The organism is Nitrobacter sp. JJSN (assembly GCF_051912485.1).
In the GTDB taxonomy this organism is placed as follows: Bacteria; Pseudomonadota; Alphaproteobacteria; order Rhizobiales; family Xanthobacteraceae; genus Nitrobacter.
Map to the genome: position 1 here is coordinate 3632612 of NZ_CP196822.1, position 21205 is coordinate 3653816.

General features: G+C 62.4%; 20 protein-coding genes and 1 tRNA gene. 9 read left to right on the plus strand and 12 right to left on the minus strand.

Going from position 1 to position 21205, the window contains the following annotated elements:
* Positions 1 to 87: 87 nt before the first annotated feature.
* Both ACSZOQ_RS17685 and ACSZOQ_RS17690 read right to left on the minus strand, forming a co-directional pair.
* Positions 88 to 163 (minus strand) — tRNA-Ala (locus tag ACSZOQ_RS17685).
* A gap of 67 nt (positions 164 to 230) precedes the next feature.
* On the minus strand, positions 231 to 653 hold the full coding sequence (locus tag ACSZOQ_RS17690; RefSeq protein WP_439923705.1) for a TIGR02300 family protein: 423 nt from the start codon (positions 651 to 653) through the stop codon (positions 231 to 233).
* 146 nt (positions 654 to 799) lie between these two features.
* On the opposite strand from ACSZOQ_RS17690, the gene aroA reads away from it, so the two are divergent.
* The 3 genes from aroA (at position 800) to rpsA (ending at position 4969) form a co-directional block, all read left to right on the plus strand.
* Positions 800 to 2149: a 3-phosphoshikimate 1-carboxyvinyltransferase gene (gene aroA, locus ACSZOQ_RS17695; RefSeq protein ID WP_439923706.1), complete on the plus strand. Its 1350-nt coding sequence runs from the start codon at positions 800 to 802 to the stop codon at positions 2147 to 2149.
* Positions 2146 to 2775: a (d)CMP kinase gene (gene cmk / locus ACSZOQ_RS17700; RefSeq protein ID WP_439923707.1), complete on the plus strand. Its 630-nt coding sequence runs from the start codon at positions 2146 to 2148 to the stop codon at positions 2773 to 2775. Before aroA ends, cmk begins: the two co-directional genes overlap by 4 nt.
* Positions 2776 to 3268: 493 nt before the next feature.
* Positions 3269 to 4969 carry a 30S ribosomal protein S1 gene (gene rpsA, locus ACSZOQ_RS17705; RefSeq protein ID WP_439923708.1) on the plus strand — a complete coding sequence of 567 codons (1701 nt, stop codon included), beginning with the start codon at positions 3269 to 3271 and terminating at the stop codon, positions 4967 to 4969.
* 190 nt (positions 4970 to 5159) lie between these two features.
* On the opposite strand, the gene nth is transcribed toward rpsA, so the two are convergent.
* The gene (gene nth, locus ACSZOQ_RS17710; RefSeq protein WP_439923709.1) at positions 5160 to 5990 is read right to left on the minus strand and encodes an endonuclease III; all 831 of its coding nucleotides are present in this window, start codon (positions 5988 to 5990) and stop codon (positions 5160 to 5162) included.
* 22 nt (positions 5991 to 6012) lie between these two features.
* Here nth and ACSZOQ_RS17715 point away from each other — a divergent pair, with 22 nt between their 5' ends.
* Together ACSZOQ_RS17715 and ACSZOQ_RS17720 are read left to right on the plus strand one after the other, a co-directional pair.
* Positions 6013 to 6537, plus strand: coding sequence for a DUF2244 domain-containing protein (locus tag ACSZOQ_RS17715; RefSeq protein WP_439923710.1), 525 nt, complete (start codon positions 6013 to 6015; stop codon positions 6535 to 6537).
* A 56-nt stretch (positions 6538 to 6593) separates the two neighbouring features.
* The gene (locus ACSZOQ_RS17720) at positions 6594 to 7502 is read left to right on the plus strand and encodes a methylated-DNA--[protein]-cysteine S-methyltransferase (RefSeq protein ID WP_439923711.1); all 909 of its coding nucleotides are present in this window, start codon (positions 6594 to 6596) and stop codon (positions 7500 to 7502) included.
* A 110-nt stretch (positions 7503 to 7612) separates the two neighbouring features.
* On the opposite strand, the gene ACSZOQ_RS17725 is transcribed toward ACSZOQ_RS17720, so the two are convergent.
* The 6 genes from ACSZOQ_RS17725 to dnaK all read right to left on the minus strand — a co-directional run bounded on the left by ACSZOQ_RS17725 (position 7613) and on the right by dnaK (position 13784).
* Positions 7613 to 8236: a 2,3-bisphosphoglycerate-dependent phosphoglycerate mutase gene (locus ACSZOQ_RS17725; RefSeq protein WP_439923712.1), complete on the minus strand. Its 624-nt coding sequence runs from the start codon at positions 8234 to 8236 to the stop codon at positions 7613 to 7615.
* Between the two features lie 33 nt (positions 8237 to 8269).
* The gene (dapB, locus tag ACSZOQ_RS17730; RefSeq protein ID WP_439923713.1) at positions 8270 to 9085 is read right to left on the minus strand and encodes a 4-hydroxy-tetrahydrodipicolinate reductase; all 816 of its coding nucleotides are present in this window, start codon (positions 9083 to 9085) and stop codon (positions 8270 to 8272) included.
* A 186-nt stretch (positions 9086 to 9271) separates the two neighbouring features.
* Entirely contained in the window at positions 9272 to 9847 is a 576-nt protein-coding gene (locus ACSZOQ_RS17735) for an NADPH-dependent FMN reductase (protein ID WP_439926124.1), read from the minus strand.
* Between the two features lie 45 nt (positions 9848 to 9892).
* Positions 9893 to 10495: a class I SAM-dependent methyltransferase gene (locus ACSZOQ_RS17740; protein ID WP_439923714.1), complete on the minus strand. Its 603-nt coding sequence runs from the start codon at positions 10493 to 10495 to the stop codon at positions 9893 to 9895.
* Positions 10496 to 10587: 92 nt separating this feature from the next.
* On the minus strand, positions 10588 to 11727 hold the full coding sequence (dnaJ, locus tag ACSZOQ_RS17745; RefSeq protein WP_439923715.1) for a molecular chaperone DnaJ: 1140 nt from the start codon (positions 11725 to 11727) through the stop codon (positions 10588 to 10590).
* Between the two features lie 155 nt (positions 11728 to 11882).
* Complete coding sequence (gene dnaK / locus ACSZOQ_RS17750) at positions 11883 to 13784, minus strand: molecular chaperone DnaK (protein WP_439923716.1); 1902 nt, start codon at positions 13782 to 13784, stop codon at positions 11883 to 11885.
* A gap of 342 nt (positions 13785 to 14126) precedes the next feature.
* Between dnaK and ACSZOQ_RS17755 the strand changes: the two genes are divergently transcribed.
* Positions 14127 to 15065, plus strand: coding sequence for a hypothetical protein (locus tag ACSZOQ_RS17755; RefSeq protein WP_439923717.1), 939 nt, complete (start codon positions 14127 to 14129; stop codon positions 15063 to 15065).
* Between the two features lie 67 nt (positions 15066 to 15132).
* Here the strand turns inward: ACSZOQ_RS17755 and grpE are convergent, their stop codons facing one another.
* The gene (gene grpE / locus ACSZOQ_RS17760; RefSeq protein ID WP_439923718.1) at positions 15133 to 15726 is read right to left on the minus strand and encodes a nucleotide exchange factor GrpE; all 594 of its coding nucleotides are present in this window, start codon (positions 15724 to 15726) and stop codon (positions 15133 to 15135) included.
* Between the two features lie 100 nt (positions 15727 to 15826).
* Positions 15827 to 16915, minus strand: coding sequence for a heat-inducible transcriptional repressor HrcA (hrcA, locus tag ACSZOQ_RS17765; protein WP_439923719.1), 1089 nt, complete (start codon positions 16913 to 16915; stop codon positions 15827 to 15829).
* Positions 16916 to 17085: 170 nt separating this feature from the next.
* On the opposite strand from hrcA, the gene rph reads away from it, so the two are divergent.
* From rph to hemW, 3 genes are read left to right on the plus strand one after another with little or no spacing between them, the layout of a single operon-like run.
* Positions 17086 to 17799, plus strand: a complete 714-nt coding sequence (rph, locus tag ACSZOQ_RS17770; protein ID WP_439923720.1) for a ribonuclease PH — start codon at positions 17086 to 17088, stop codon at positions 17797 to 17799.
* Between the two features lie 49 nt (positions 17800 to 17848).
* On the plus strand, positions 17849 to 18484 hold the full coding sequence (gene rdgB / locus ACSZOQ_RS17775) for an RdgB/HAM1 family non-canonical purine NTP pyrophosphatase (RefSeq protein WP_439923721.1): 636 nt from the start codon (positions 17849 to 17851) through the stop codon (positions 18482 to 18484).
* On the plus strand, positions 18471 to 19631 hold the full coding sequence (hemW, locus tag ACSZOQ_RS17780) for a radical SAM family heme chaperone HemW (RefSeq protein WP_439923722.1): 1161 nt from the start codon (positions 18471 to 18473) through the stop codon (positions 19629 to 19631). The genes rdgB and hemW overlap by 14 nt, the downstream gene beginning before the upstream one ends.
* A 64-nt stretch (positions 19632 to 19695) precedes the next feature.
* Here the strand turns inward: hemW and ACSZOQ_RS17785 are convergent, their stop codons facing one another.
* Positions 19696 to 20892, minus strand: coding sequence for a penicillin-binding protein activator (locus ACSZOQ_RS17785; RefSeq protein WP_439923723.1), 1197 nt, complete (start codon positions 20890 to 20892; stop codon positions 19696 to 19698).
* Positions 20893 to 21205: the final 313 nt, after the last annotated feature.

Genomic DNA, 21205 nt, shown 5'->3' on the forward strand with positions numbered 1-21205 from the left:
CCACACGGACCTTCTCCCGGCCGACGTATGTCAAGCAACGGATATTATTATAATTATAATGGTAGTGGAGATTTCTTGGGTGAGGCGTGGTGGAGCCAGGCGGGATCGAACCGCCGACCTCTTGCATGCCATGCAAGCGCTCTCCCAGCTGAGCTATGGCCCCTCGACCGGTCCGCACCAAATCAGGGCAGCCCGATCTTAAGACCCTGAACCACAGTTCAGGGCCGATCTCAAGTCTCCTCGTCGTCTCCGACGTCACCGATGATGTCGGTCACGTCCTCATCGCCCTCTTCCTCGTCTGCAATGAAGGTGGAGTCGTCGTCCTCGTCATCGTCGAGGGTGTCGTCGATCTCGATATCATCCTCGGATTCCGGGACGACGGCCTTCTTGACCTTCCCGGTATTCTCCTCGGCGTCGGCCTCCTCCAGCGAGACCAGCCCTTCGGCCTCGGCGGGCTCCGGTGCCGCATCGGACGCGGCAGCCGTGGCAGCGGCGGCGCGGGCCGCCTCGCCGCGCGGAACCCGTACTGGCGCCACGACGATCGGCACGACCTCGCCGGTGTAGGGCGATATCACCGGACTCTTGTTCAGATCGTAGAACTTCTTGCCAGTCGTCGGGCAAATTCGCTTGGTTCCGAGCTCGGATTTGGCCACGTGTGGAATCCCGGGATTTCTTTGAAAGCGGTGCTTCACTTGGCTAGTTGCGACGGCCCTGTCAATAGCGCTTTGCAGACGAGGCTGCAGACGTGACGCGCTGGCGCCCCTGTGATACCAGCCGCGCACAACAGGAACCCGCGATCTTGAGTCATTCCGGCCAGCCGACGCCGCTCCAGGCACGAAGATGCCAGTCCCTGACCGGACGCGTTCGGGTGCCGGGCGACAAGTCGATCTCTCACCGCGCCCTGATTCTGGGCGCGCTGGCGGTCGGGGAAACCCGGATCTCGGGGCTTCTCGAGGGCGAGGACGTGCTCAACACCGCCAAGGCGATGCGGGCACTGGGGGCAAAGGTCGAGCGGCGGACCGAAGACAAAGGCGAGATCGTCTGGTCGGTGCGCGGTGTCGGCACCGGCGGGTTCGCGACGCCAGAGGCCCCGCTCGATTTCGGCAACTCCGGCACTGGATGCCGCCTCGTGATGGGCGCGGTGGCCGGTTGTCCGATCACCGCAACCTTCGACGGGGACGGATCGCTGCGCTCGCGGCCAATGCGGCGCATTCTCGATCCGCTGGAATTAATGGGCGCGCGAGTGATCTCGCAAAGCGACGGCGGCCGGCTACCATTGTCGTTGCAGGGCGCGCGCGATCCGCTGCCGATCACGTACCGTACGCCGGTCGCATCGGCGCAGATCAAGTCGGCGGTGCTGCTGGCGGGATTGTCGGCGCCGGGCATCACCACCGTCATCGAGAGCGAGGCGAGCCGCGACCACACCGAGCTGATGCTGAAGCATTTTGGCGCCGACATCACCTCGCAGCATGAAGGCGGTCACGGCCGCCGCATCGCGCTGACCGGACAGCCCGAACTGCATGGCGCCGGGGTCACGGTGCCGGCCGACCCGTCATCGGCAGCGTTTCCGATTGTTGCGGCGCTGATCGCCGAGGGCTCCGACATCGTGCTGACCGACGTGATGACCAACCCCTTGCGAACCGGCCTGTTCGCCACGCTGCGCGAAATGGGCGCGTCGATCGAGGAGAGCGAGACGCGCACCGATGCCGGTGAGCCGATGGCGCAACTGCGGGTGCGCGCCTCAAAGCTGCGCGGCGTCGAGGTTCCGGCCACGCGCGCACCATCGATGATCGACGAATATCTGGTGCTCGCTGTCGCCGCTGCGTTTGCCGAAGGCACCACCGTGATGCGCGGCCTGCACGAATTGCGCGTCAAGGAATCCGATCGCCTCGAAGCCGCCGCCGCCATGCTGCGCGTCAACGGCGTCGCGGTCGAGATCGCCGGCAACGACCTGATCGTCGAAGGGCGCGGCCATGTTCCCGGCGGCGGTCTCGTCACGACCCACATGGATCATCGCATCGCGATGTCGGCATTGGTGATGGGTTGCGCGTCGGATGCGCCGGTCAAGGTCGATGACACCGCCTTCATCGCCACGAGCTTTCCGGATTTCACTCCGATGATGCGGCGGCTGGGAGCGGATTTCGCATGATCATCGCCATCGACGGACCTGCGGCTTCGGGAAAAGGCACGCTCGGCAAGCGCCTCGCCGCGCATTATCACTTTCGCCATCTCGATACCGGGGTGATCTATCGCGCTGTCGCGAAAGCCTTGATCGACGCCGGCGTGGACCCGACCGATGAAGAGCGCGCGGTCGCGGCCGCGCTTGAGCTCGATCCGGAAAAATTCGGCCATCCGGCCCTGAAAACCCGGGCGATCGGCGAGGCCGCTTCGGTGGTGTCAGTCTTTCCCCGCGTGCGCGAGGCGCTTCTGACGTTCCAGCGCCAGTTCGCAATCGAGCCGCCGGGCGCAGTACTCGACGGCCGCGACATCGGCACCGTGATCTGCCCCGACGCCGACGTGAAGATTTTCGTGGTGGCCGATCCGGTCGTGCGGGCCCGCCGGCGCACACTCGAGGCGCGCTCGCGCGGCGAGGAAGCCGATGAGGCGGTGGTTCTGGCAGACATCCTCAAGCGCGACGAGCGGGACCGCAACCGGCCCGTCGCGCCGCTGAAGGCAGCCGCAGACGCCCATGTGCTGGATAATTCCGACCTCGACATCGAGGCTGGCCTGAAAGCCGCCATCGCGATCGTCGAGGCGGTGAAAGCGGCCCGTTAGAGCTGTTTCGGCTCAAGAGCCGGGGTTCCAGCCTCTTGTTTTGACGCGTTTTCTTGACGCCAATCGGTCAAGCGCGAGCACATTCGCCGCTCGAAAACGCTACAGGACAACGCCGAGACATCGGAACTTTTGAGGCCATCGCTCCATCTCCGCGGGACGCGGATTCCATCTTGCCGCGACGGGACTTGGCCGTTATATCCTGCATGTCCGGGCCGCCATCGATAATGTCGAGGCCGTCCGAGCGGGCCGGCCGGAGTTTCAAACTCCCGCCGTCATTGGAGGAACGCCCCGCTCAGGTCTTGAACATCGATCGTTTTGCGATCGATCGCTCGCGCAGGCTCCGGATCACATCATCGTTTCGAACGTGAAGGTAGCTGCCGGCCCGTTGTGCAAGTCCCCGCACGACGGTCGTCAGGGCTGCGGACCCTGACCCTTCCCGCGCGATACGCCCATCAACCCGAACGGCCGGCAAGTATCCCGCATTGGAGAACAAATGGCTTCGACTGATACCCACAACCCGTCCCGTGATGATTTCGCCGCAATGCTCGAAGAGTCCTTCGCAGGCGGCAACCTGCAGGAAAGCTCCGTCATCAAGGGCAAGGTGGTTGCGATCGAGAAGGACATGGCCGTCATCGACGTCGGCCTCAAGACCGAAGGCCGCGTGGCGCTGCGCGAATTTTCCGGACCCGGCCGCGAGAGCAGCCTGAAGGTCGGCGACGAAGTCGAGGTGTTCCTCGATCGCATCGAGAACGCGCTCGGCGAGGCCGTGCTGTCGCGCGACAAGGCGCGCCGCGAGGAAAGCTGGGGCAAGCTCGAAAAGGCGTTTCAGAACAACGAGAAGGTGCACGGCGTCATCTTCAATCAGGTCAAGGGCGGCTTCACCGTCGATCTCGATGGCGCGGTTGCCTTCCTGCCACGCTCGCAGGTGGACATCCGCCCGATTCGCGACGTCGGCCCGCTGATGAACAACACCCAGCCGTTCCAGATCCTCAAGATGGATCGCCGCCGCGGCAACATCGTCGTCTCCCGCCGCACGGTTCTGGAAGAGACCCGCGCCGAGCAGCGCCAGGAGCTGGTGCAGAACCTCGAAGAGGGTCAGGTGATCGACGGCGTCGTCAAGAACATCACCGACTACGGCGCGTTCGTCGATCTCGGTGGCATCGATGGTCTCTTGCACGTCACCGATATCGCCTGGCGCCGTGTCAACCATCCGACCGAGGTACTGGCCATCGGCCAGACGGTGAAGGTCAAGATTATCAAGATCAACCACGAGACTCACCGTATCTCGCTCGGCATGAAGCAACTCCTTGACGATCCGTGGCAGGGCATCGAGGGGAAGTATCCGCTCAATTCCCGTTTCACCGGCCGCGTCACCAACATCACCGACTACGGCGCGTTCGTCGAACTGGAACCGGGCATCGAGGGGCTGATCCACGTTTCCGAAATGTCGTGGACCAAGAAGAATATGCACCCCGGCAAGATCGTCTCGACCTCGCAGGAAGTCGAGGTGCAGGTGCTCGAAGTCGACAGCGTCAAGCGCCGGATTTCGCTCGGCCTCAAGCAGACCATGCGCAACCCCTGGGAAGCGTTCGTCGAAAAGCACCCGGTCGGTTCGACCGTGGAGGGCGAAGTCAAGAACAAGACCGAGTTCGGCCTGTTCCTCGGCCTCGAGGGCGACGTCGACGGCATGGTCCATCTCTCCGACCTCGACTGGAAGGTGCCGGGCGAGCAGGTCATCGACAACTTCAAGCGCAGTGACATGGTCAAGGCCATCGTGCTCGACGTCGACGTCGAGAAGGAGCGCATCTCGCTCGGCGTCAAGCAGCTCGAAGGCGACCCGTTCGCCGAGCCGGGCGACGTCAAGAAAGGTGCGGTCGTGACCTGCGAGGTAATCGAGGTCAAGGACGGCGGCATCGAGGTGCAGATCGCCGGCACCGAGTTCCAGACCTTCATCAAGCGCTCGGAACTGGCGCGCGACCGCAACGACCAGCGCACCGAGCGTTTCGCCGTCGGTGAGAAGGTCGATGCCCGTGTCATCCAGTTCGACAAGAAGGCCCGCAAGGTGCAGGTCTCGATCAAGGCGCTGGAAGTCGCCGAAGAGAAGGAAGCCATTGCGCAATATGGCTCATCCGACTCGGGCGCGACGCTGGGCGACATCCTCGGCACCGCACTGAAACAGCGTACCGACAAGTAAGCGTCAGCTTCCTTGTTGCAACCAACCAAAGGCTCCGGTTTCGACCGGAGCCTTTTTGTTTTGCAGCTTTTGTTTTGCAATAGGGTTCGGCGCGGGAACCCAAACGTCGGTGTTCGCGTTTCGTCTGCAGCCGCAGCGAGCGAGGCCAGAGTTACTCCCAGCCCGCGGAGACGATGGATGAGCGAGTGTTCTAGATCGTCTTTTCCGGCCAGCGGCACAGATCGTTAATCAGGCACACTGCGCAGCGCGGCGATCGCGCGAGGCAGGTGTAGCGTCCGTGCAGGATCAGCCAGTGATGGGCGTGCAGCATGAACTCGTCCGGGATCACGCGCTCGAGTCCGAGCTCAACCTCGAGCGGGGTCTTGCCCGGCGCCATCCCGGTGCGATTGCCGACACGAAAGACATGGGTATCAACCGCCATGGTGTGCTCTCCGAATGCCATGTTGAGCACGACGTTTGCGGTCTTGCGTCCCGCGCCGGGCAGCGATTCGATCCCGGCGCGGCTGCGCGGGACTTCGCCATCGAAATCCGCAAGCAGTTTTTCCGACAGCGCGATGATGTTCCTCGCCTTGTTGCGATAGAGCCCGATGGTCTTGATGTAATCGCGGACCTTCTCCTCGCCGAGCGCCAGCATCCTGGCAGGCGTGTCGGCGGCTGCGAACAGCGCGCGAGTCGCCTTGTTGACACCTGCGTCGGTCGCCTGCGCCGAGAGCACTACCGCGACCAGCAGCGTGTAGGGGTTGAGATGCTCGAGTTCGCCCTTGGGCTCAGGATTGGCCTTGCGGAAACGCGTGAAGGCTTCCCGAACTTCGGCCCGCGTCCAGTCCCTGTGGGACGGTGTGAGCGCCGCCGATCCACGCGCCGGCCTGGCAGGCCGCTCGGCGTTAGACTGGGTGGTCTTGGCGACGGCTTTTGCCTCGGATGTCGACGCCGATTTTCCGGGCTTTTTTGCCGCCCGGGCCTGCTTCGATTTCGCCGCGGACTTCGGCGTTCCGGAGGTGCGGCGGGTGGTTTTCAACATGATCGTGGTATACTGATTTCCGATGATGTCACGCAATGACATGGATGGTCCGGAGCTCAGCGAGCCGCCGTTATTTTCGGCGCTGCTGACACCGCATCGCTCGATGAATCGGGTCCGTTTCATGGTGATGATGGCGATTCTGACCCTGGTGAGTTTTGTCGCGGGAATGGTGTTCCTGATGATGGGCGCTTGGCCGGTGTTTGGCTTTTTCGGCCTCGACGTCCTCGCCATCTACTGGGCATTCCGGGTCAACTTCCAGCGCGCCAAAGCCACCGAGGAAATTTCCATCACCCATTTCGAGTTGCGGGTGCGCCGCACCACTCACCGCGGTCATATCGTCGAGTGGGTTTTGAACCCGCTATGGGTGCAGCTCGACCAGATAGTCCACGAGGAGTTTGGCATCGAGCGGCTCTATCTGGTTTCGCGCGGCCGCCGGATCTCGATCGCGAATTTTCTGGGTCCGGACGAGAAGTCGAGTTTTGTCAAAGCCTTCTCTGAGGCGCTCCAAATCGCGAAACGTGGTCCGATCTACAATCCGATCACCTAAAGGCCGTCGCGGGAATCGGGTGGCTGCGACACGGCGGCCGTCCTACATTCTGGGCCATGATGAAGCTCGAAAAAAATCTTGCTCTGTCCGATCCGCGCCTCACAAAACCGGGTGCGCAGACCGCTGCCGTGCGCGACTACGATTCGGTGCGGCGCGCGATCGCTTTCATCTCAAAATCTTGGCGATCGCAGCCGACGATCGAAGCGATGGCCGATGCCGCCGGTGTGACGCCGGATGAACTGCATCACCTCTTCCGCCGCTGGGCGGGCCTGACCCCAAAGGCCTTCATGCAGGCGCTGACGCTCGACCACGCTAAGGGGCTGTTGCGCAATTCCGCCAGCGTGCTCGACGCAGCCCTCGACTCCGGCCTCTCCGGTCCGGGCCGCCTGCACGACCTGTTCGTCACGCATGAGGCGATGTCGCCCGGCGAATGGAAAAACGGCGGCGACGGCATGAGGCTGGCCTTCGGCTTTCACCCCTCGCCGTTCGGAGCCGCGATCGTGATCGCCAGCGACCGCGGCCTTGCGGGACTCGCTTTCGCCGACGCCGGCGGGGAGCAAGCCGCGCTGGCCGATATGAAACGGCGCTGGCCCAACGCAACCTATGTTGAGGATCAAGCCCGAACGGCGACGCTTGCGCAGCGCGTGTTCGATACAAAACTCTGGCGAGCGGATCAGCCATTGCGTGTGGTTCTGATCGGCACGGATTTCGAGGTTCGGGTCTGGCAAACCCTTCTCAAGATTCCCCTAGGCAAGGCCACGACCTATTCAAGCATCGCCGCCAACGTGGACCGCCCGAAGGCCTCGCGCGCCGTCGGCGCCGCAGTCGGAAAGAACCCGGTATCATTCGTCGTTCCCTGCCATCGCGTGCTCGGCAAGAGCGGCGCACTGACCGGGTATCACTGGGGACTCACCCGCAAGCAGGCGATGCTGGGTTGGGAAGCCGGGCAGATCGGCCTCGAGTAGAGCCTTTCCGCTTCTGATGGAATCAGAATCGAGGCTCAACAATTTTGATCTGACGCGTTTTCTCCACGCGACCGGTATCCACTTCACTCGAAAACGCTCTAAAAAGCTTTTCAGGCCGCCAGATCAAGCTTCGAGGCCACGGTCGCATCAGCGTTCAGCCGATAGATCAAGGGCGCACCAGTTGCAAGTTCGCGCTTGAGAATCTGTTCCCGCGACAGTTTTTCCAGCACCATGACGAGCGCGCGCAGTGAGTTGCCGTGCGCCGCGACGAGCGTAGACTCGCCGCGCAGCACGCACGGCAGGATTTCCTGCACAAAGTACGGCAGCGTGCGCGCCAGCGTATCCTTCAAACTCTCACCCCCTGGCGGTGGCACGTCATACGACCGGCGCCAGATCAGCACCTGTTCTTCGCCCCATTTCTTGCGGGCCTCATCCTTGTTGAGGCCTGCAAGATCGCCGTAATCGCGTTCGTTCAACGCCTGATCTTTTCTGACCGGAATTCCGGTCTGGCCCAATTCCTTCAGCACGAGGTCGAGCGTGTGCTCGGCGCGGATCAACAGCGAGGTAAAGGCAATGTCGAACGCGAAACCCTGCGCTTTGAGCTTGCGCCCTGCATCCTTCGCTTCAGTCACGCCAAGCTCGGTCAAATCCGGATCCTTCCAGCCCGTGAACAAGTTCTTCAAATTCCATTCGCTCTGGCCGTGACGCACGAGCACCAGAAGACGTTCGCTCATTCTGCCTATTCCTAGTCCTGATAGCCGTGGATGCTAAAGGTTGCCCAGCCCGAGCACGTCGGCCATCGAATAAAGGCCGGGTGTCTTGCCGTGCGCCCACTTCGCGGCCTTCAACGCACCATGCGCGAAAATCATCCGGTCTTCGGCATGATGAGACAACGTTATGCGCTCATACGGACCCGCGAAGATGACGCTGTGATCCCCGGACACGGTGCCGCCGCGGAGCGAGGCAAAACCAATGTCGCCCGATTTGCGGGCTCCGGTGAAACCATCGCGCCCGCGCGCCACGTGTTGATCCAACACGATCTTGCGGCCGTCGGCCGCCGCCTGTCCCAACATCAGCGCGGTGCCGGATGGCGCGTCGATCTTGGCCCGATGATGCATTTCAAGAACTTCGATATCGAAACTCTCGTCCAGCGATTGCGCCATCCGTTTCACCAGCGCGGCGAGCAGATTGACGCCCAGACTCATATTGCCCGACTGCACGACCACCGTGCGCGAGGTCACACTCTTGATAACCGCCATATCCGAAGCCGACAGGCCGGTGGTGCCGATGACATGAACCAGACCGCGTTCGGCGGCGATGGCAACATTCGCGATGGTCGCGGCCGGAACCGTAAAATCCAGGATACCGTCGGCATGCGCCGACAGCGACCAGAGATCTGCCGATACTTCGATTCCGTTGGCGGGAAGGCCGGCCAGAACACCGGCGTCCTTTCCGATCAGCTCGGAGCCAGGCGACTCGAGCGCCCCCGCCAGCACCGCACCGCTGGTTTCCGTCATCGCGCGCACCAGGGCACGGCCCATCCGGCCGCCCGCCCCCGCAACAATCAAACGCATATCGACCACGACCGAGTCCTCAAAATGTTCTCCGGGTATAGCGGGGGCGGCGTTTCCCGGCAACCGATCAAGGTCTGCATCAGCCTGCACGCCGGATTGAGCAATGTCATAGCGTTCGATGAGCCCATTCCGCCTTCCGAACGCAGCTCGCATCAAGCACGGCGGTCAGGCGATCGCTGTCTTTTCAAGCCGCATTCACGTGTTTCCGGCGACATCGATCAATTGGCGCACCATCGCGGTCAGCGCATCGGCATCGGCCGGATACTTCAACCGCTCCATGTCGTCATAGGCGTTGTCGGCAAACGACAGCGCGAGCTGATTTGGTATCACCATCGCCCGGCAGGCAGAGAGTACAAGGCGCAGCTGGGCCAGACATCGCGCGCCCCCGAAGCGCCCCGCGGAGGCCGACGCGATCGCAAACGCACGAGCATGAAAAACCTGACCGCGCGCTTCACGTGGACCCTGAACGCACGAGACCCAATCGATGGCGTTCTTGAGCAATGGCGGCAGGGAGGCGTTGTACTCCGGCGTGACAATGAGAATTCCGTGATGCGACCCGATCATCTGCGTCAGGCGGATGGCGCTGGCGGGCACACCGGATTTTGCTTGCAGATCCGCGTCGTAGATCGGCAGCGGGAAATCGCCGAGCGAAATCCGGGTGACCTCGACGTCGGCCCGGACAAATTCCTTGGCTGCAACGGCGGCAAGCCTCGCATTGTGCGAACCGATGCGAAGCGAGCCGGGAATGACGAGTATTTTTGGCGCGGACAGATCTGTCGGTCGCCTTGCAGAGAAACCAGCCGCCGCGCTGGCCTGTCAGCCCCTGCGATACACCCAGACGCGTGCAGGGGGGAGGTTCATCCAGATCCGCTCGGACGCTTCCGTCGAAATACCGGGCAGCGATTTGGGGATTGGCGGCACAACCGAATAGGTGAATTGCACGAACGGCGCACCGGGGGCGAGCGTGGCGAAGGCATCCCGGATCAGCTTGAGACGGGTCAACATCGGCTTGGTGACGAGCGGCAGGCCCGAGACAATCGCCGAAGCGCGGGCGCTCAGCACGTTCCACAGAGAATCCCGCAACGTATAGGCATCACCCTGAACGACCGTTGCCTGGGGGTAACGATCGCGAAGCAGCGCGCAAAAACCCGGATCGTATTCAACCAGCACAAGACGCTTCTGATCGACGCCGTGCTCGATCAGCGCATTGGTGATCGCACCGGTTCCCGGTCCCAGCTCGACAACCGGGTCGGTCGATTCGACATCGACGTACTGGGCCATGGTGCGAGCCAGGAGGCGTCCAGACGGCATGACCGCCCCCATATGGAGCGGTTTTTCGATCCACGAGCGGAGAAAGCGAACCTCGTCGTCAAGACGGAGCGGTTTCTTCAACGCACGCGCGGCCATTTGCAAAGGCATTTTGCACCCAGGTGGGTCAATACTGGCAGGATGTCAGACTTAAGTTATACACAGGTACAGCCGGCAATCGAAACGGTCAAGCAAAACGGTGACTATGGGCTCGCGCGGGTGCCAAAGAAGTCCTTGACCTTAGTGAAGAAACCGGCCGCCTCGGGTTGAGTTGCACCCGACGATAGTTTTTCGAACTCGGCCAGGAGGTCCTGCTGCTTCTTGGTCAGATTTTGCGGCGTTTCAACCATCACTTGCACATACATATCGCCGGTCTGGCGCGAGCGCAGCACCGGCATGCCTTTTGATGCGATGCGGAACCGACGGCCCGACTGGGTCCCGGACGGCACCTTCACCTTGGTCTTGCTCTTGTCGATAGTCGGCACCTCGAATTCTCCGCCAAGCGCGGCTGTGACCATCGAGATGGGAACGCGGCAATGCAGATCGGCACCATCTCGCTGGAAGAACTCATGCGAGGCAAGAGAAAGGAAAATGTAGAGGTCGCCCGGCGGCCCGCCCCGGATTCCGGCCTCGCCCTCGCCGGCCAAGCGGATGCGGGTGCCGTCCTCGACGCCAGCTGGAATGTTGACCGATAGCGACCGCTCGCGACTGACGCGGCCCGAACCGCTGCAGGACGGACAGGGGTCCTCGATCATCTGGCCACGTCCCTGACAACCGGGACAGGTGCGCTCCAGCGTAAAGAAACCCTGAGCCTGACGAATCCGGCCAGCGCCGCCGCACATCGCGCAGTTCTTTGGCTTGGTGCCCGCCTTGGCGCCCGTGCCCGAACACGACTCGCAAGTGACCGAAACCGGAATTTCGATTTGAGCGGTCCTGCCCTGGAAGGCTTCCTCCAGCGAGATTTCCATGTTGTAGCGAAGGTCCGCGCCGCGCTCCCGGCCGCCACCCCGGCCGCGCTGTCCGGCCATCCCGAACAGGTCTTCGAAAATGTCGGAGAACGATGAAGCGAATCCCGCTCCAAATCCGGGGCCGCCGCCGCCGCCCATGCCGCCGTGCTCGAATGCAGCGTGACCAAACCGATCGTAGGCGGCACGTTTGTCGCCGTCCTTCAGGACTTCATAGGCCTCGTTGATTTCCTTGAAGCGAACCTCGCTGCTCGCATCGCCCGGATTTCTGTCCGGATGCCATTTCATGGCCAGTTTGCGAAAGGCCGCCTTGAGCCTGGAGTCGTCTGCGCTCCGATCGACCTCAAGGGTTTCGTAGTAACAGCGCTTGGTCGACATCAGTCCACACCGCCCGAACGTCGCTTCATCCCGGATGACGCATGAAAGATTCGCTCGTCGAAGGATGCAGCGTCCCACTTAAAGAAACATGACCCCCGCCCTTTGAGACGCTCTGCGTACTCCGAGGCAACGGGGGCCATGGTCATTCTCGCCGCTTAAGCAGACTTCTTGTTGTTCTTGTCGTCGTCGACCTCGGTAAATTCCGCATCGACGACATCGTCCTTCGCGGCATCCTTGGCTGCATCGGTTTCAGCCTGCTGCTTGTACATGGCTTCGCCGAGCTTCATGGATGCCTGCGCCAGCGTGTTCGTCTTGGTCTTGATCGCCTCGGCGTCGTCGCCCTTCAGCGCCTCCTTCAGATCGCTGACGGCATCCTCGATGGCGCGGCGTTCGCTTTCCTCGATCTTCGAGCCGTGTTCGGTCAGCGCCTTCTCGGTCGAATGCACCAGACTGTCGGCGTGGTTCTTGGCGTCGACGGACTCGCGGCGCTTCTTGTCCTCGGCTGCGTTGGCCTCCGCATCCTTGACCATCTTCTCGATGTCGGCCTCGGACAGACCGCCAGAAGCCTGGATGCGGATCTGCTGTTCTTTGCCGGTCGCCTTGTCCTTCGCCGACACGTTGACGATGCCGTTGGCGTCGATGTCGAACGTAACCTCGATCTGAGGCATGCCGCGCGGGGACGGCGGAATGCCCATCAGATCGAACTGGCCGAGAATCTTGTTGTCGGCCGCCATTTCGCGCTCACCCTGGAAGACGCGGATGGTGACGGCGTTCTGGTTGTCCTCGGCAGTCGAGAATACCTGGCTTTTCTTGGTCGGGATCGTGGTGTTGCGATCGATGATCCGGGTAAACACGCCGCCCAGTGTCTCGATGCCCAGCGACAGCGGAGTGACGTCGAGCAGCAACACATCCTTGACGTCGCCCTGCAGCACGCCGGCTTGGATCGCCGCGCCGATCGCGACAACCTCGTCCGGGTTGACGCCCTTGTGCGGCTCCTTGCCGAACAACTGCTTGACGACTTCCTGAACCTTCGGCATCCGCGTCATGCCGCCGACGAGCACCACTTCGCCGATCTCGCCCGCCGTCAGACCGGCATCCTTCAGCGCCTTGCGGCACGGCTCGATGGTCTTCTGGACGAGATCATCGACCAGCGCCTCGAACTTGGCGCGGGTAAGCTTCATCGTCAGATGCTTCGGGCCGGACTGGTCGGCCGTGATGAACGGAAGGTTGATTTCGGTCTGCGTGGTGGAGGACAGCTCAATCTTGGCTTTCTCGGCGGCTTCCTTCAGTCGCTGCAAGGCCAGCTTGTCGTTGCGCAGGTTGATGCCCTGCTCCTTCTGGAATTCGTCAGCCAGATAGTTGACCAGGCGCATGTCGAAATCTTCGCCGCCAAGGAACGTATCGCCGTTGGTCGACTTCACCTCGAACACGCCGTCACCGATCTCGAGGATCGACACGTCGAACGTGCCGCCGCCGAGATCGTACACGGCGATGGTGCCGGCCTTCGACTTGTCGAGACCGTAGGCCAGCGCGGCCGCGGTCGGCTCGTTGATGATGCGCAACACTTCGAGCCCGGCGATCTTGCCGGCGTCCTTGGTCGCCTGTCGTTGCGCGTCGTTGAAATAGGCGGGAACTGTGATGACGGCTTGATCGACCTTCTGGCCCAGATGGGCTTCAGCGGTCTCCTTCATCTTCTGAAGCGTGAAAGCCGAAATCTGCGAAGGGGAATAGGTCTTGCCGTCGGCCTCGACCCAGGCGTCGCCGTTGCCGGCCTTTGCAATCTTGTAAGGGACAAGCTTCTTGTCCTTTTCGACCGTGGGGTCGTCATAACGGCGGCCAATCAGACGCTTGACGGCGAAAATAGTCCGCTCAGGATTGGTCACGGCCTGACGCTTGGCCGGCTGGCCGACGAGGCGCTCACCATCGTCGCTAAAGGCGACAATGGACGGCGTGGTCCGCATCCCTTCCGCGTTTTCGATGACTTTCGGCGTCTTGCCGTCCATTACGGCCACGCACGAATTCGTGGTGCCGAGGTCGATCCCAATGACCTTTCCCATGGTCCTTATATCCTTCTTGTTGCGGCAGTCCGGCCAGGCCCTGACGGCACCCTCATCCAGACCCCCAGATATCAAATACTCGCGATATTGCGACGGTGTGCCTCATATAGGAGGGGGGGTGGGGGCCGCAAGGACCGGCGCGACCCTGGGCGGCGAAAACATCCATTTTTTAAGGAAGCGTGGCTTCCTCCGGACGTTCAGCAAATCGCGAAATTGCTGCCAGATCTGTTAACGAAATGCGGAGGCTGCAAAAACGGCTGACCATGACTGGCTGGCGGAAGCGGCGAGAGCGTTGTATCGACCGATCATTGAACGGCCTCAATACAAATCCAAGAAGTTCTCATGAGATATCTCTCGCAACTGATAGCCGCTCTGTGTGTGGTGACCAGCGTCGCTGCCGCCTTCGCCGATGACCTGATCTATGCACCGGGCACCAGAATTGGGTTGGTTCCGCTGATAGGCCTTTCCCCGGCAAAGACATTTCCCGGCTTCGAAACCGACGATCATCGGGTCAGGGTCGTGGTCGCGGAACTCCCCCCAGCTGCCTTCCGAGACGTGGAGGCCGTCGCCAAGTCCGACACAGCCACCGTCCAGGGTCCAAAGCCCCAAGGCATCGAGACCGCGAGTGGACAAGGCTATTTCATCGTCGAAACCGCCAAGAACGGCAACGACAACGTCCGGCGCTATTCGATGGTGGTGTCGGGCGACACCTTTTCCGGGTATGTCGCGGCGCAGGTGCCGGAGAACGTCGAAAAGATCTATTCCGACGAAGCCATGCGAAAGATGTTCACGACAGTAGCCCTGCGCAAGGAAGTGCCGGTCGAGGAGCAACTCAGCTTATTGCCCTTCAAGTTGACCGAATTGAGCTCCTTTAAAACGGTCCGTACGCTGGCGCCGGGAGCAGCCATCCTGCTTTCCGACGCCGAAACGGACAAGGAGATCGACAGCAAGGCCTTCCTGATCATCAACCCGGTCGGGTCAGCCCCCGAACGACCGGACGATCGGGGCCGGTTTGCCCGCGACATCGCAACCACGATCCCCAACCTGCGCGAGGCCCATATCACCATGTCCGAGCCGATCCGGATCAACGGATCGCCCGGCTTTGAAACACGGATCGACGCCACCAACGCCCAAACGAAAACGCCAGTGAGCGTCGTCCAATGGCTGGTGTTCGGCAGCGGAAACACGGCAATGCGGCTGATCGGCAGTACTCCTCGGGAGGAGTGGTCTGCCACGTTTCCGCGGTTTCGTGCGGTTCGTGACGGTATCCGTCCGCGTTAGGACTATCCGGCTTTGATGGAATCAAAGCCGGCTGACATCGCAGCCTAGCCCGCAAAACAGGCTAACCTCATTCGGAAGCGGTTGCCTTGGTGCCGCCCTTCGCAACGCCCACCAGCGCTGGACGCAATATCCGCTCGCCGATCATGTAGCCGGACTGAATGACTTGCGCGATCGTGCCGACGGGGACGGACGGATCGGGAACTTCGTACATGGCCTGATGAACGTTGGGATCGAACTTTTCGCCGGCCGGATCGAACCGCTTCACACCATGCTTCTCCAGCGCGTTGTGCAGCGAACGCTCTGTCAGCTCCACGCCCTCGATCAGAGCTTTGAGTCCGGGATCGGCCGCCGCGCGCGCTTCGGCCGGCACCGCATCAAGCGCGCGTTGCAGATTGTCGGCAATATCCAGCACGTCGCGCGCGAACCCCGAGATACCGTAAGTTCGCGCATCCGACACCTCCCGCGCGGTACGCTTGCGCAGATTTTCCATCTCCGCCAACGTGCGCAGCATCCGATCCTTGGCGTCCGCGACCTCCTTGGTCAGCGCTTCAACCGCCCCCTCCTCGGGATCGTCGGGCATGATGTAAGGCTTGGATACCACTGGCTCGGCCTCCGGAGCCGGATCGCCGGAATTGTTTGATTTGCCATCGGAATCGGTCATTACACAGCCTTCTTGCACATGGTCTCGAATTAAAAGGGATGGTCGTGCGGGATATCGTGGTTCAGGCGTAAAAATCAAGCGCGGCGGGCGGCGGGCGAGCTCAGCCGCCGAGCATCTGGCTGACAATGCGGGCCGCGTAATCGACCATCGGGATCACGCGTGCGTAGTTCAGCCGGGTCGGTCCGATCACACCGAGGACGCCGACGATATGACCAGCGCCATCGCTGTAGGGCGCCATGATCGTCGAGGAACCGGATAGCGAGAACAGCTTGTTTTCTGAACCGATGAAGATGCGGACCCCGTCGGCGCGCTCGGCGCGGCCGAGCAAGTCGATCACGCCGCGTTTGGTTTCGAGGTCGTCGAACAGCAGCCGCACCCGCTCGAGGTCCTCCAGCGCGTGCAAGTCCTCCAGCAGATTGGCGTGACCGCGCACGATCAGCTGCCGATCGTCACTGTCGCCGCCGGACCAACTCGCAATCCCGGCCGTAATGACCTTCTGCGTGAGCTGATCGAGTTCCGCCTTGCTCTGCGTCAGCGCGGTCTCGAGCTCGAGGCGCGCCTCGGCGAGCGTCCGCCCGCGGATTCGCGCATTCAGAAAATTCGACGCTTCGGTCAGCGCCGATGCCGGGACGCCGGATTGGAGCGTCAGCACGCGGTTCTCGACCTGTCCGTCTTCGGCGACGAGAACAACGAGCGCTTTCTCCGGCTCCAGCCTGACAAATTCGATGTGCTTCAAGCGCACATTGGCCTTGGCCGTCAGAACAACCGCCGCCGCGCGCGTCAGTCCCGACAGCCGCGTCAAGGCTTCGCCCAGCGCGGCCTCGACCGATTGCGCCTTGCCGACAGACGTAAGCTGGGTCTGGATCGACTGACGCTCCGGCTCGGTCAGGTCGCCGACCTGCATCAAGGCATCGACAAAGAACCGCAAGCCGAGTTCGGTCGGCAAACGTCCGGCCGATGTATGCGGCGCATAAATCAGCCCGAGTTGTTCGAGATCCGACATCACGTTGCGAACCGATGCCGGCGACAGCGGCATCGTGATCAGGCGGGAAATGTTACGCGAGCCCACGGGCTCACCCGTCGCGAGATAGCTCTCGACGATCTGACGAAAAATGTCGCGCGACCGCTCGTTCAGCTGGGCAAGCCCGGCGTTCGGTGCGATCAGACCGATCGGATCGTGATGGACCAACGATATCTCCCCGCCCTCACATACTGGCTGCATCTAACAGCCAAGTCTAATTTGTCTCTCCGACGCACCGGTTACAAGCAGCCTTATTGCAGTTCTAACCCTTGCCGGTGCGCTTCCCCGCCCCTAAAAGCACCACAAGACGATTTCATGAGTTAGCTGGAGGAGTTCCCATGCGGCCTAGCCGTCGTGCACCGGATGAACTGCGCGCCGTGTCGCTGGAACGTGGCGTTGTCAAATACGCCGAGGGCTCCTGCATGGTGAAATTCGGCGATACCCACGTGCTGGTGACCGCGACACTGGAGGAACGGCTGCCGCCGTGGCTCAAGGGTCAGGGCCGCGGCTGGGTTACGGCCGAATACGGAATGCTGCCGCGCGCCACGCTGGAGCGGACCCGACGCGAGGCCTCCGCCGGCAAGCAGGGCGGCCGGACCGTCGAAATCCAGCGCCTGATCGGCCGCTCGTTGCGCGCCGCAGTTGACCTCGAGGCGCTCGGCGAGCGGCAGATCACGGTGGATTGCGACGTCATTCAGGCCGACGGCGGCACCCGCACCGCGTCAATCACCGGCGCGTGGGTCGCACTGGCCGACTGCATCGGCTGGATGAAGGCCCGCAACATGCTCAAGACCAGCGTACTCCGCGATAACGTCGCGGCGGTCTCATGCGGCATCTACAACGGCACGCCGGTCCTCGACCTCGATTACGCCGAGGATTCCGAAGCCGACACCGATGCCAATTTCGTCATGACCGGCGACGGACGCATCATCGAGGTGCAAGGAACCGCCGAGAAGACGCCGTTCTCGGAAGATGAGTTTCTCGCGCTGCTGGCGCTCGCGAAAAAAGGGGTCGCGCGGCTGGTGGATTTGCAGAAAATGGCGGTGGCGTGATTCCTCCTGTGCGCGCTCCGCCCGCAGGATTTTCGTCATAGGATCGGCCATGCATCGTCGAATCGCCGGCAAGCTCGTGATCGCCACCCACAATCCTGGCAAGCTCGCCGAGATGCGCGAGTTGCTCGCGCCGTACGGCATCGAGGCGATCTCCGCAGGCGAACTCGGTCTCGGCGAACCCGAAGAGACCGGCGACGATTTCCGCGCCAATGCCCGGATCAAGGCCGTCGCTGCGGCAAAAAGCGCCAAGCTTCCGGCTTTTGCCGATGATTCCGGTCTGGTCGTCGATGCGCTCGACGGCGCACCCGGCATCCACTCCGCGCGCTGGGCAGGCGAGACCAAGGATTTTTCCGCAGCGATGACCCAAATCGAGCGGCTGTTACAGGAGCGCGGCGCGACGACACCGGAGAAGCGCAAGGCTCACTTCGTCTCGGCGCTGTGCGTTGCCTGGCCGGACGATCACCTCGAGGAAGTCGAAGCGCGAGTGGACGGCACACTGGTCTGGCCGCCGCGGGGCACAGCCGGGTTCGGCTATGATCCTGCGTTTTTGCCGGACGGGCACACGCGCACCTTCGGCGAGATGACCGGCATTGAGAAACACGGACTTCCGCCGCACGGCCTTGGCCTGTCGCATCGGGCGCGCGCGTTCGTGAAGCTGGCGGAGATATCTCTTGACCGGCGCTGATCCGACCACTGCATTCGGCGTTTACGTCCACTGGCCGTTTTGCCTGTCGAAATGTCCGTATTGCGATTTCAACAGTCACGTCCGCCACGCGCCGATCGATGAAGAGCGCTTTGTGCGGGCATTTGCGCGCGAGATCGAGACCACCGCCGCCCGCTCACGCGGCAGCGAAGTGTCCTCGATTTTTCTCGGCGGCGGTACACCGTCATTGATGCAGCCCCAGACCGTCGGCGCTGTTCTTGACGCAATCGGAAAACATTGGAGCGTTGCCGATGACGTCGAGGTCACGCTGGAAGCCAATCCGACCAGCGTCGAGGCCACACGATTCCGCGGCTATCGCACGGCGGGCGTCAATCGCGTGTCGCTCGGCGTGCAGGCGCTCGACGATTCCTCGCTGAAGGCACTCGGCCGGCTACACACCGCGCGCGAGGCGCTGGACGCGGTTGCGATCGCGCGCTCGGTGTTCGATCGCTATTCCTTCGATCTGATCTACGCGCGCCCCGACCAGACGCCGGCGATGTGGACCGAGGAATTGCAGCGCGCGATCTCCGAAGCCGCGGAGCATCTGTCGCTCTATCAATTGACCATTGAGGAGGGCACGCCGTTTTTCGGTCTGCACGCGGCCGGCAAACTCAAGACGCCCGACGAGGCAATCGCGCGCGCTTTATATGACGTCACGCAGGAGATCTGCGCGCGTCACGGCCTGCCCGCCTACGAGATTTCGAATCACGCGCGGCCCGGCGCGGAATGCCGTCACAACCTGGTTTACTGGCGCGGCCAGCAATATGCGGGCATCGGCCCCGGGGCGCATGGACGTCTCGACATCGACGGCGGCAGGCACGCCATCGCCACCGAAAAGCGGCCCGAGGCCTGGCTCATGCGGGTCGAGGCGATGGGCAACGGGACCGTCACAGACGATCTCCTGAACAGCGAAGAGCGCGCCGACGAATTCCTGCTGATGGGACTGCGCTTGCGCGAAGGCATCGATCCGCAGCGCTACGCGGCGCTCTCGGGCCGCTTTCTCGATCCCCGGAGAATCGCAATCCTGCGCGAGGAGGGCGCGATCGCGATCAGCCCTGATGGCCGCTTGCGGGTCACGCAGGACGGCTTTCCCGTCCTCGACGCCGTGGTGGCTGATCTCGCCGCCTGACATAGCGTTTTCAAGCGAAGTGGGTACCGTTTCGCGTCAAGAACGTTGTCAACAAAACTGAATCTCAGGCGCCAAAACTTTTTGGCGAGCCAGCGACCGGCTGGCCGCCGCCGGAAGCGACACGCATGACAGCGAGGCCCCGCTGGTTGGTGCCGTCGGAACGGAATCGAAATAACCCGTCGATGCCGGCGAAGCCCGACGCGTTGGTCAGCGTCTCCGCCGAGAAGCGCTGCGCACCCTGGGTGCGGGCAAGCGCCGCCACCAGCGCGACGGCGTCATAGGCTAGCGTCGCCGTGCGCACGGGCTCGCCGCCGAATTTGGCGCGGTAGCGGCCTGCGAAGCTGCGGAAGCCGGAGGGGTCGGGCGCTGCATAGAGACCGCCTTGCAGCGCCGCGCTGGCGGATACGCGAGGATTGTCCCAAAGACCGGTGCCGAGAAGCTGGACATTGCGCAGGTTAGCGCCCGCGGCCGTGAGCGCGTCGGCAACCGAAACCACTGCATCGCCGTCATCGGCGATGAGCAGCGCATCGGCCGAGCGAAGCGACTGCGCCACATTTTTCGCGGCGCTGGCGCGATCGGCGCCATATTTCTCGAATCCGGCAATACGCCCGCCGTGCTTGCCGACCGCCTGCTTGAAGGCGGCCTCAACGACATTGCCATAGGCATTTTCGGGCACCATGGCGGCAAACGAGCGCTTGCCGACGCTCGCGGCATATTCGACGATCCGGTTCACATCCGATTCAGGGAGAAAGCTCAGAAGATAAACGCCCCGGCCCGCGACGCTTGAATCGGTCGAGAACGCGATCACCGAGATGCCGCGGGTCCGAGCCGCCTGTGCGATCGCCGGAACCGACGCTGCGAATAGCGGACCGAGGATGATTTCGGCGCCTTCATCGAGAGCCTGTTGCGCGCTCTGCTGCGCGCCTTGCGCCGAGCCGGCGTCGTCCTTGATCAGCAGCTGGACGTTCGGGTTCTGAAACTCGGACAGCGCCATTTCAGCTGCATTCTTCATCGATTGCGCCGCAATGCTTGCATTGCCTGCAGCCGACAGCGGGAGAATCAGTCCGACCTTGACCTGGCCCGTTCCGATGGTAACCGCCTGCTGCGCCGGCCCGGACGGCGCCGGTTGCGAGGAAGGACTGGTCAGCGTTTGCTGGATACCCGAGCATGCCCCGAGCAGGGGCGCGCCAATGACAAGGCCCAACGCCGTTCGACGGGTCGCGCCCTGACGCTCAGGTTTCGGTTTGAACGGAACCGTCATTCTTATCCTTATCAAGGACCCATCCGAACAGGTCCAAGCGTAATCTCGGGAGGGAATCAGACATATTGCTGGCGGGCAGTTAACCAAAACAAATGGATCGTGTCCGCCTCGACTTTAGCGCCATCCCCACTCTGCGGAGCCTACGGAACCCGCCAACGCCGTGCGGAAGAACAAGAAAAAAAAGCCCTTTCGTGCAATTTCTTGAGCCATTCCGGCTTTGATGAATGAGGGCCGGGTTTCCCCCTTTTTGTTTGACCCGTTTCTTGACGCGAACCGATACCCACTTCGCTCGAAAACGCTATAGAATGTCGCG

Coding starts and splice junctions, on each gene's coding strand:
- grpE (WP_439923718.1), bottom strand. CDS start 15,726: ATGACCGATTCCGATGGCAAATCAAACAATTCCGGCGATCCGGCTCCG.
- rpsA (WP_439923708.1), top strand. CDS start 3,269: ATGGCTTCGACTGATACCCACAACCCGTCCCGTGATGATTTCGCCGCA.
- ACSZOQ_RS17740 (WP_439923714.1), bottom strand. CDS start 10,495: ATGCCTTTGCAAATGGCCGCGCGTGCGTTGAAGAAACCGCTCCGTCTT.
- dnaJ (WP_439923715.1), bottom strand. CDS start 11,727: ATGTCGACCAAGCGCTGTTACTACGAAACCCTTGAGGTCGATCGGAGC.
- ACSZOQ_RS17715 (WP_439923710.1), top strand. CDS start 6,013: ATGATGTCACGCAATGACATGGATGGTCCGGAGCTCAGCGAGCCGCCG.
- rdgB (WP_439923721.1), top strand. CDS start 17,849: ATGCATCGTCGAATCGCCGGCAAGCTCGTGATCGCCACCCACAATCCT.
- ACSZOQ_RS17755 (WP_439923717.1), top strand. CDS start 14,127: ATGAGATATCTCTCGCAACTGATAGCCGCTCTGTGTGTGGTGACCAGC.
- ACSZOQ_RS17785 (WP_439923723.1), bottom strand. CDS start 20,892: ATGACGGTTCCGTTCAAACCGAAACCTGAGCGTCAGGGCGCGACCCGT.
- ACSZOQ_RS17720 (WP_439923711.1), top strand. CDS start 6,594: ATGATGAAGCTCGAAAAAAATCTTGCTCTGTCCGATCCGCGCCTCACA.
- cmk (WP_439923707.1), top strand. CDS start 2,146: ATGATCATCGCCATCGACGGACCTGCGGCTTCGGGAAAAGGCACGCTC.
- nth (WP_439923709.1), bottom strand. CDS start 5,990: ATGTTGAAAACCACCCGCCGCACCTCCGGAACGCCGAAGTCCGCGGCG.
- ACSZOQ_RS17725 (WP_439923712.1), bottom strand. CDS start 8,236: ATGAGCGAACGTCTTCTGGTGCTCGTGCGTCACGGCCAGAGCGAATGG.
- rph (WP_439923720.1), top strand. CDS start 17,086: ATGCGGCCTAGCCGTCGTGCACCGGATGAACTGCGCGCCGTGTCGCTG.
- dnaK (WP_439923716.1), bottom strand. CDS start 13,784: ATGGGAAAGGTCATTGGGATCGACCTCGGCACCACGAATTCGTGCGTG.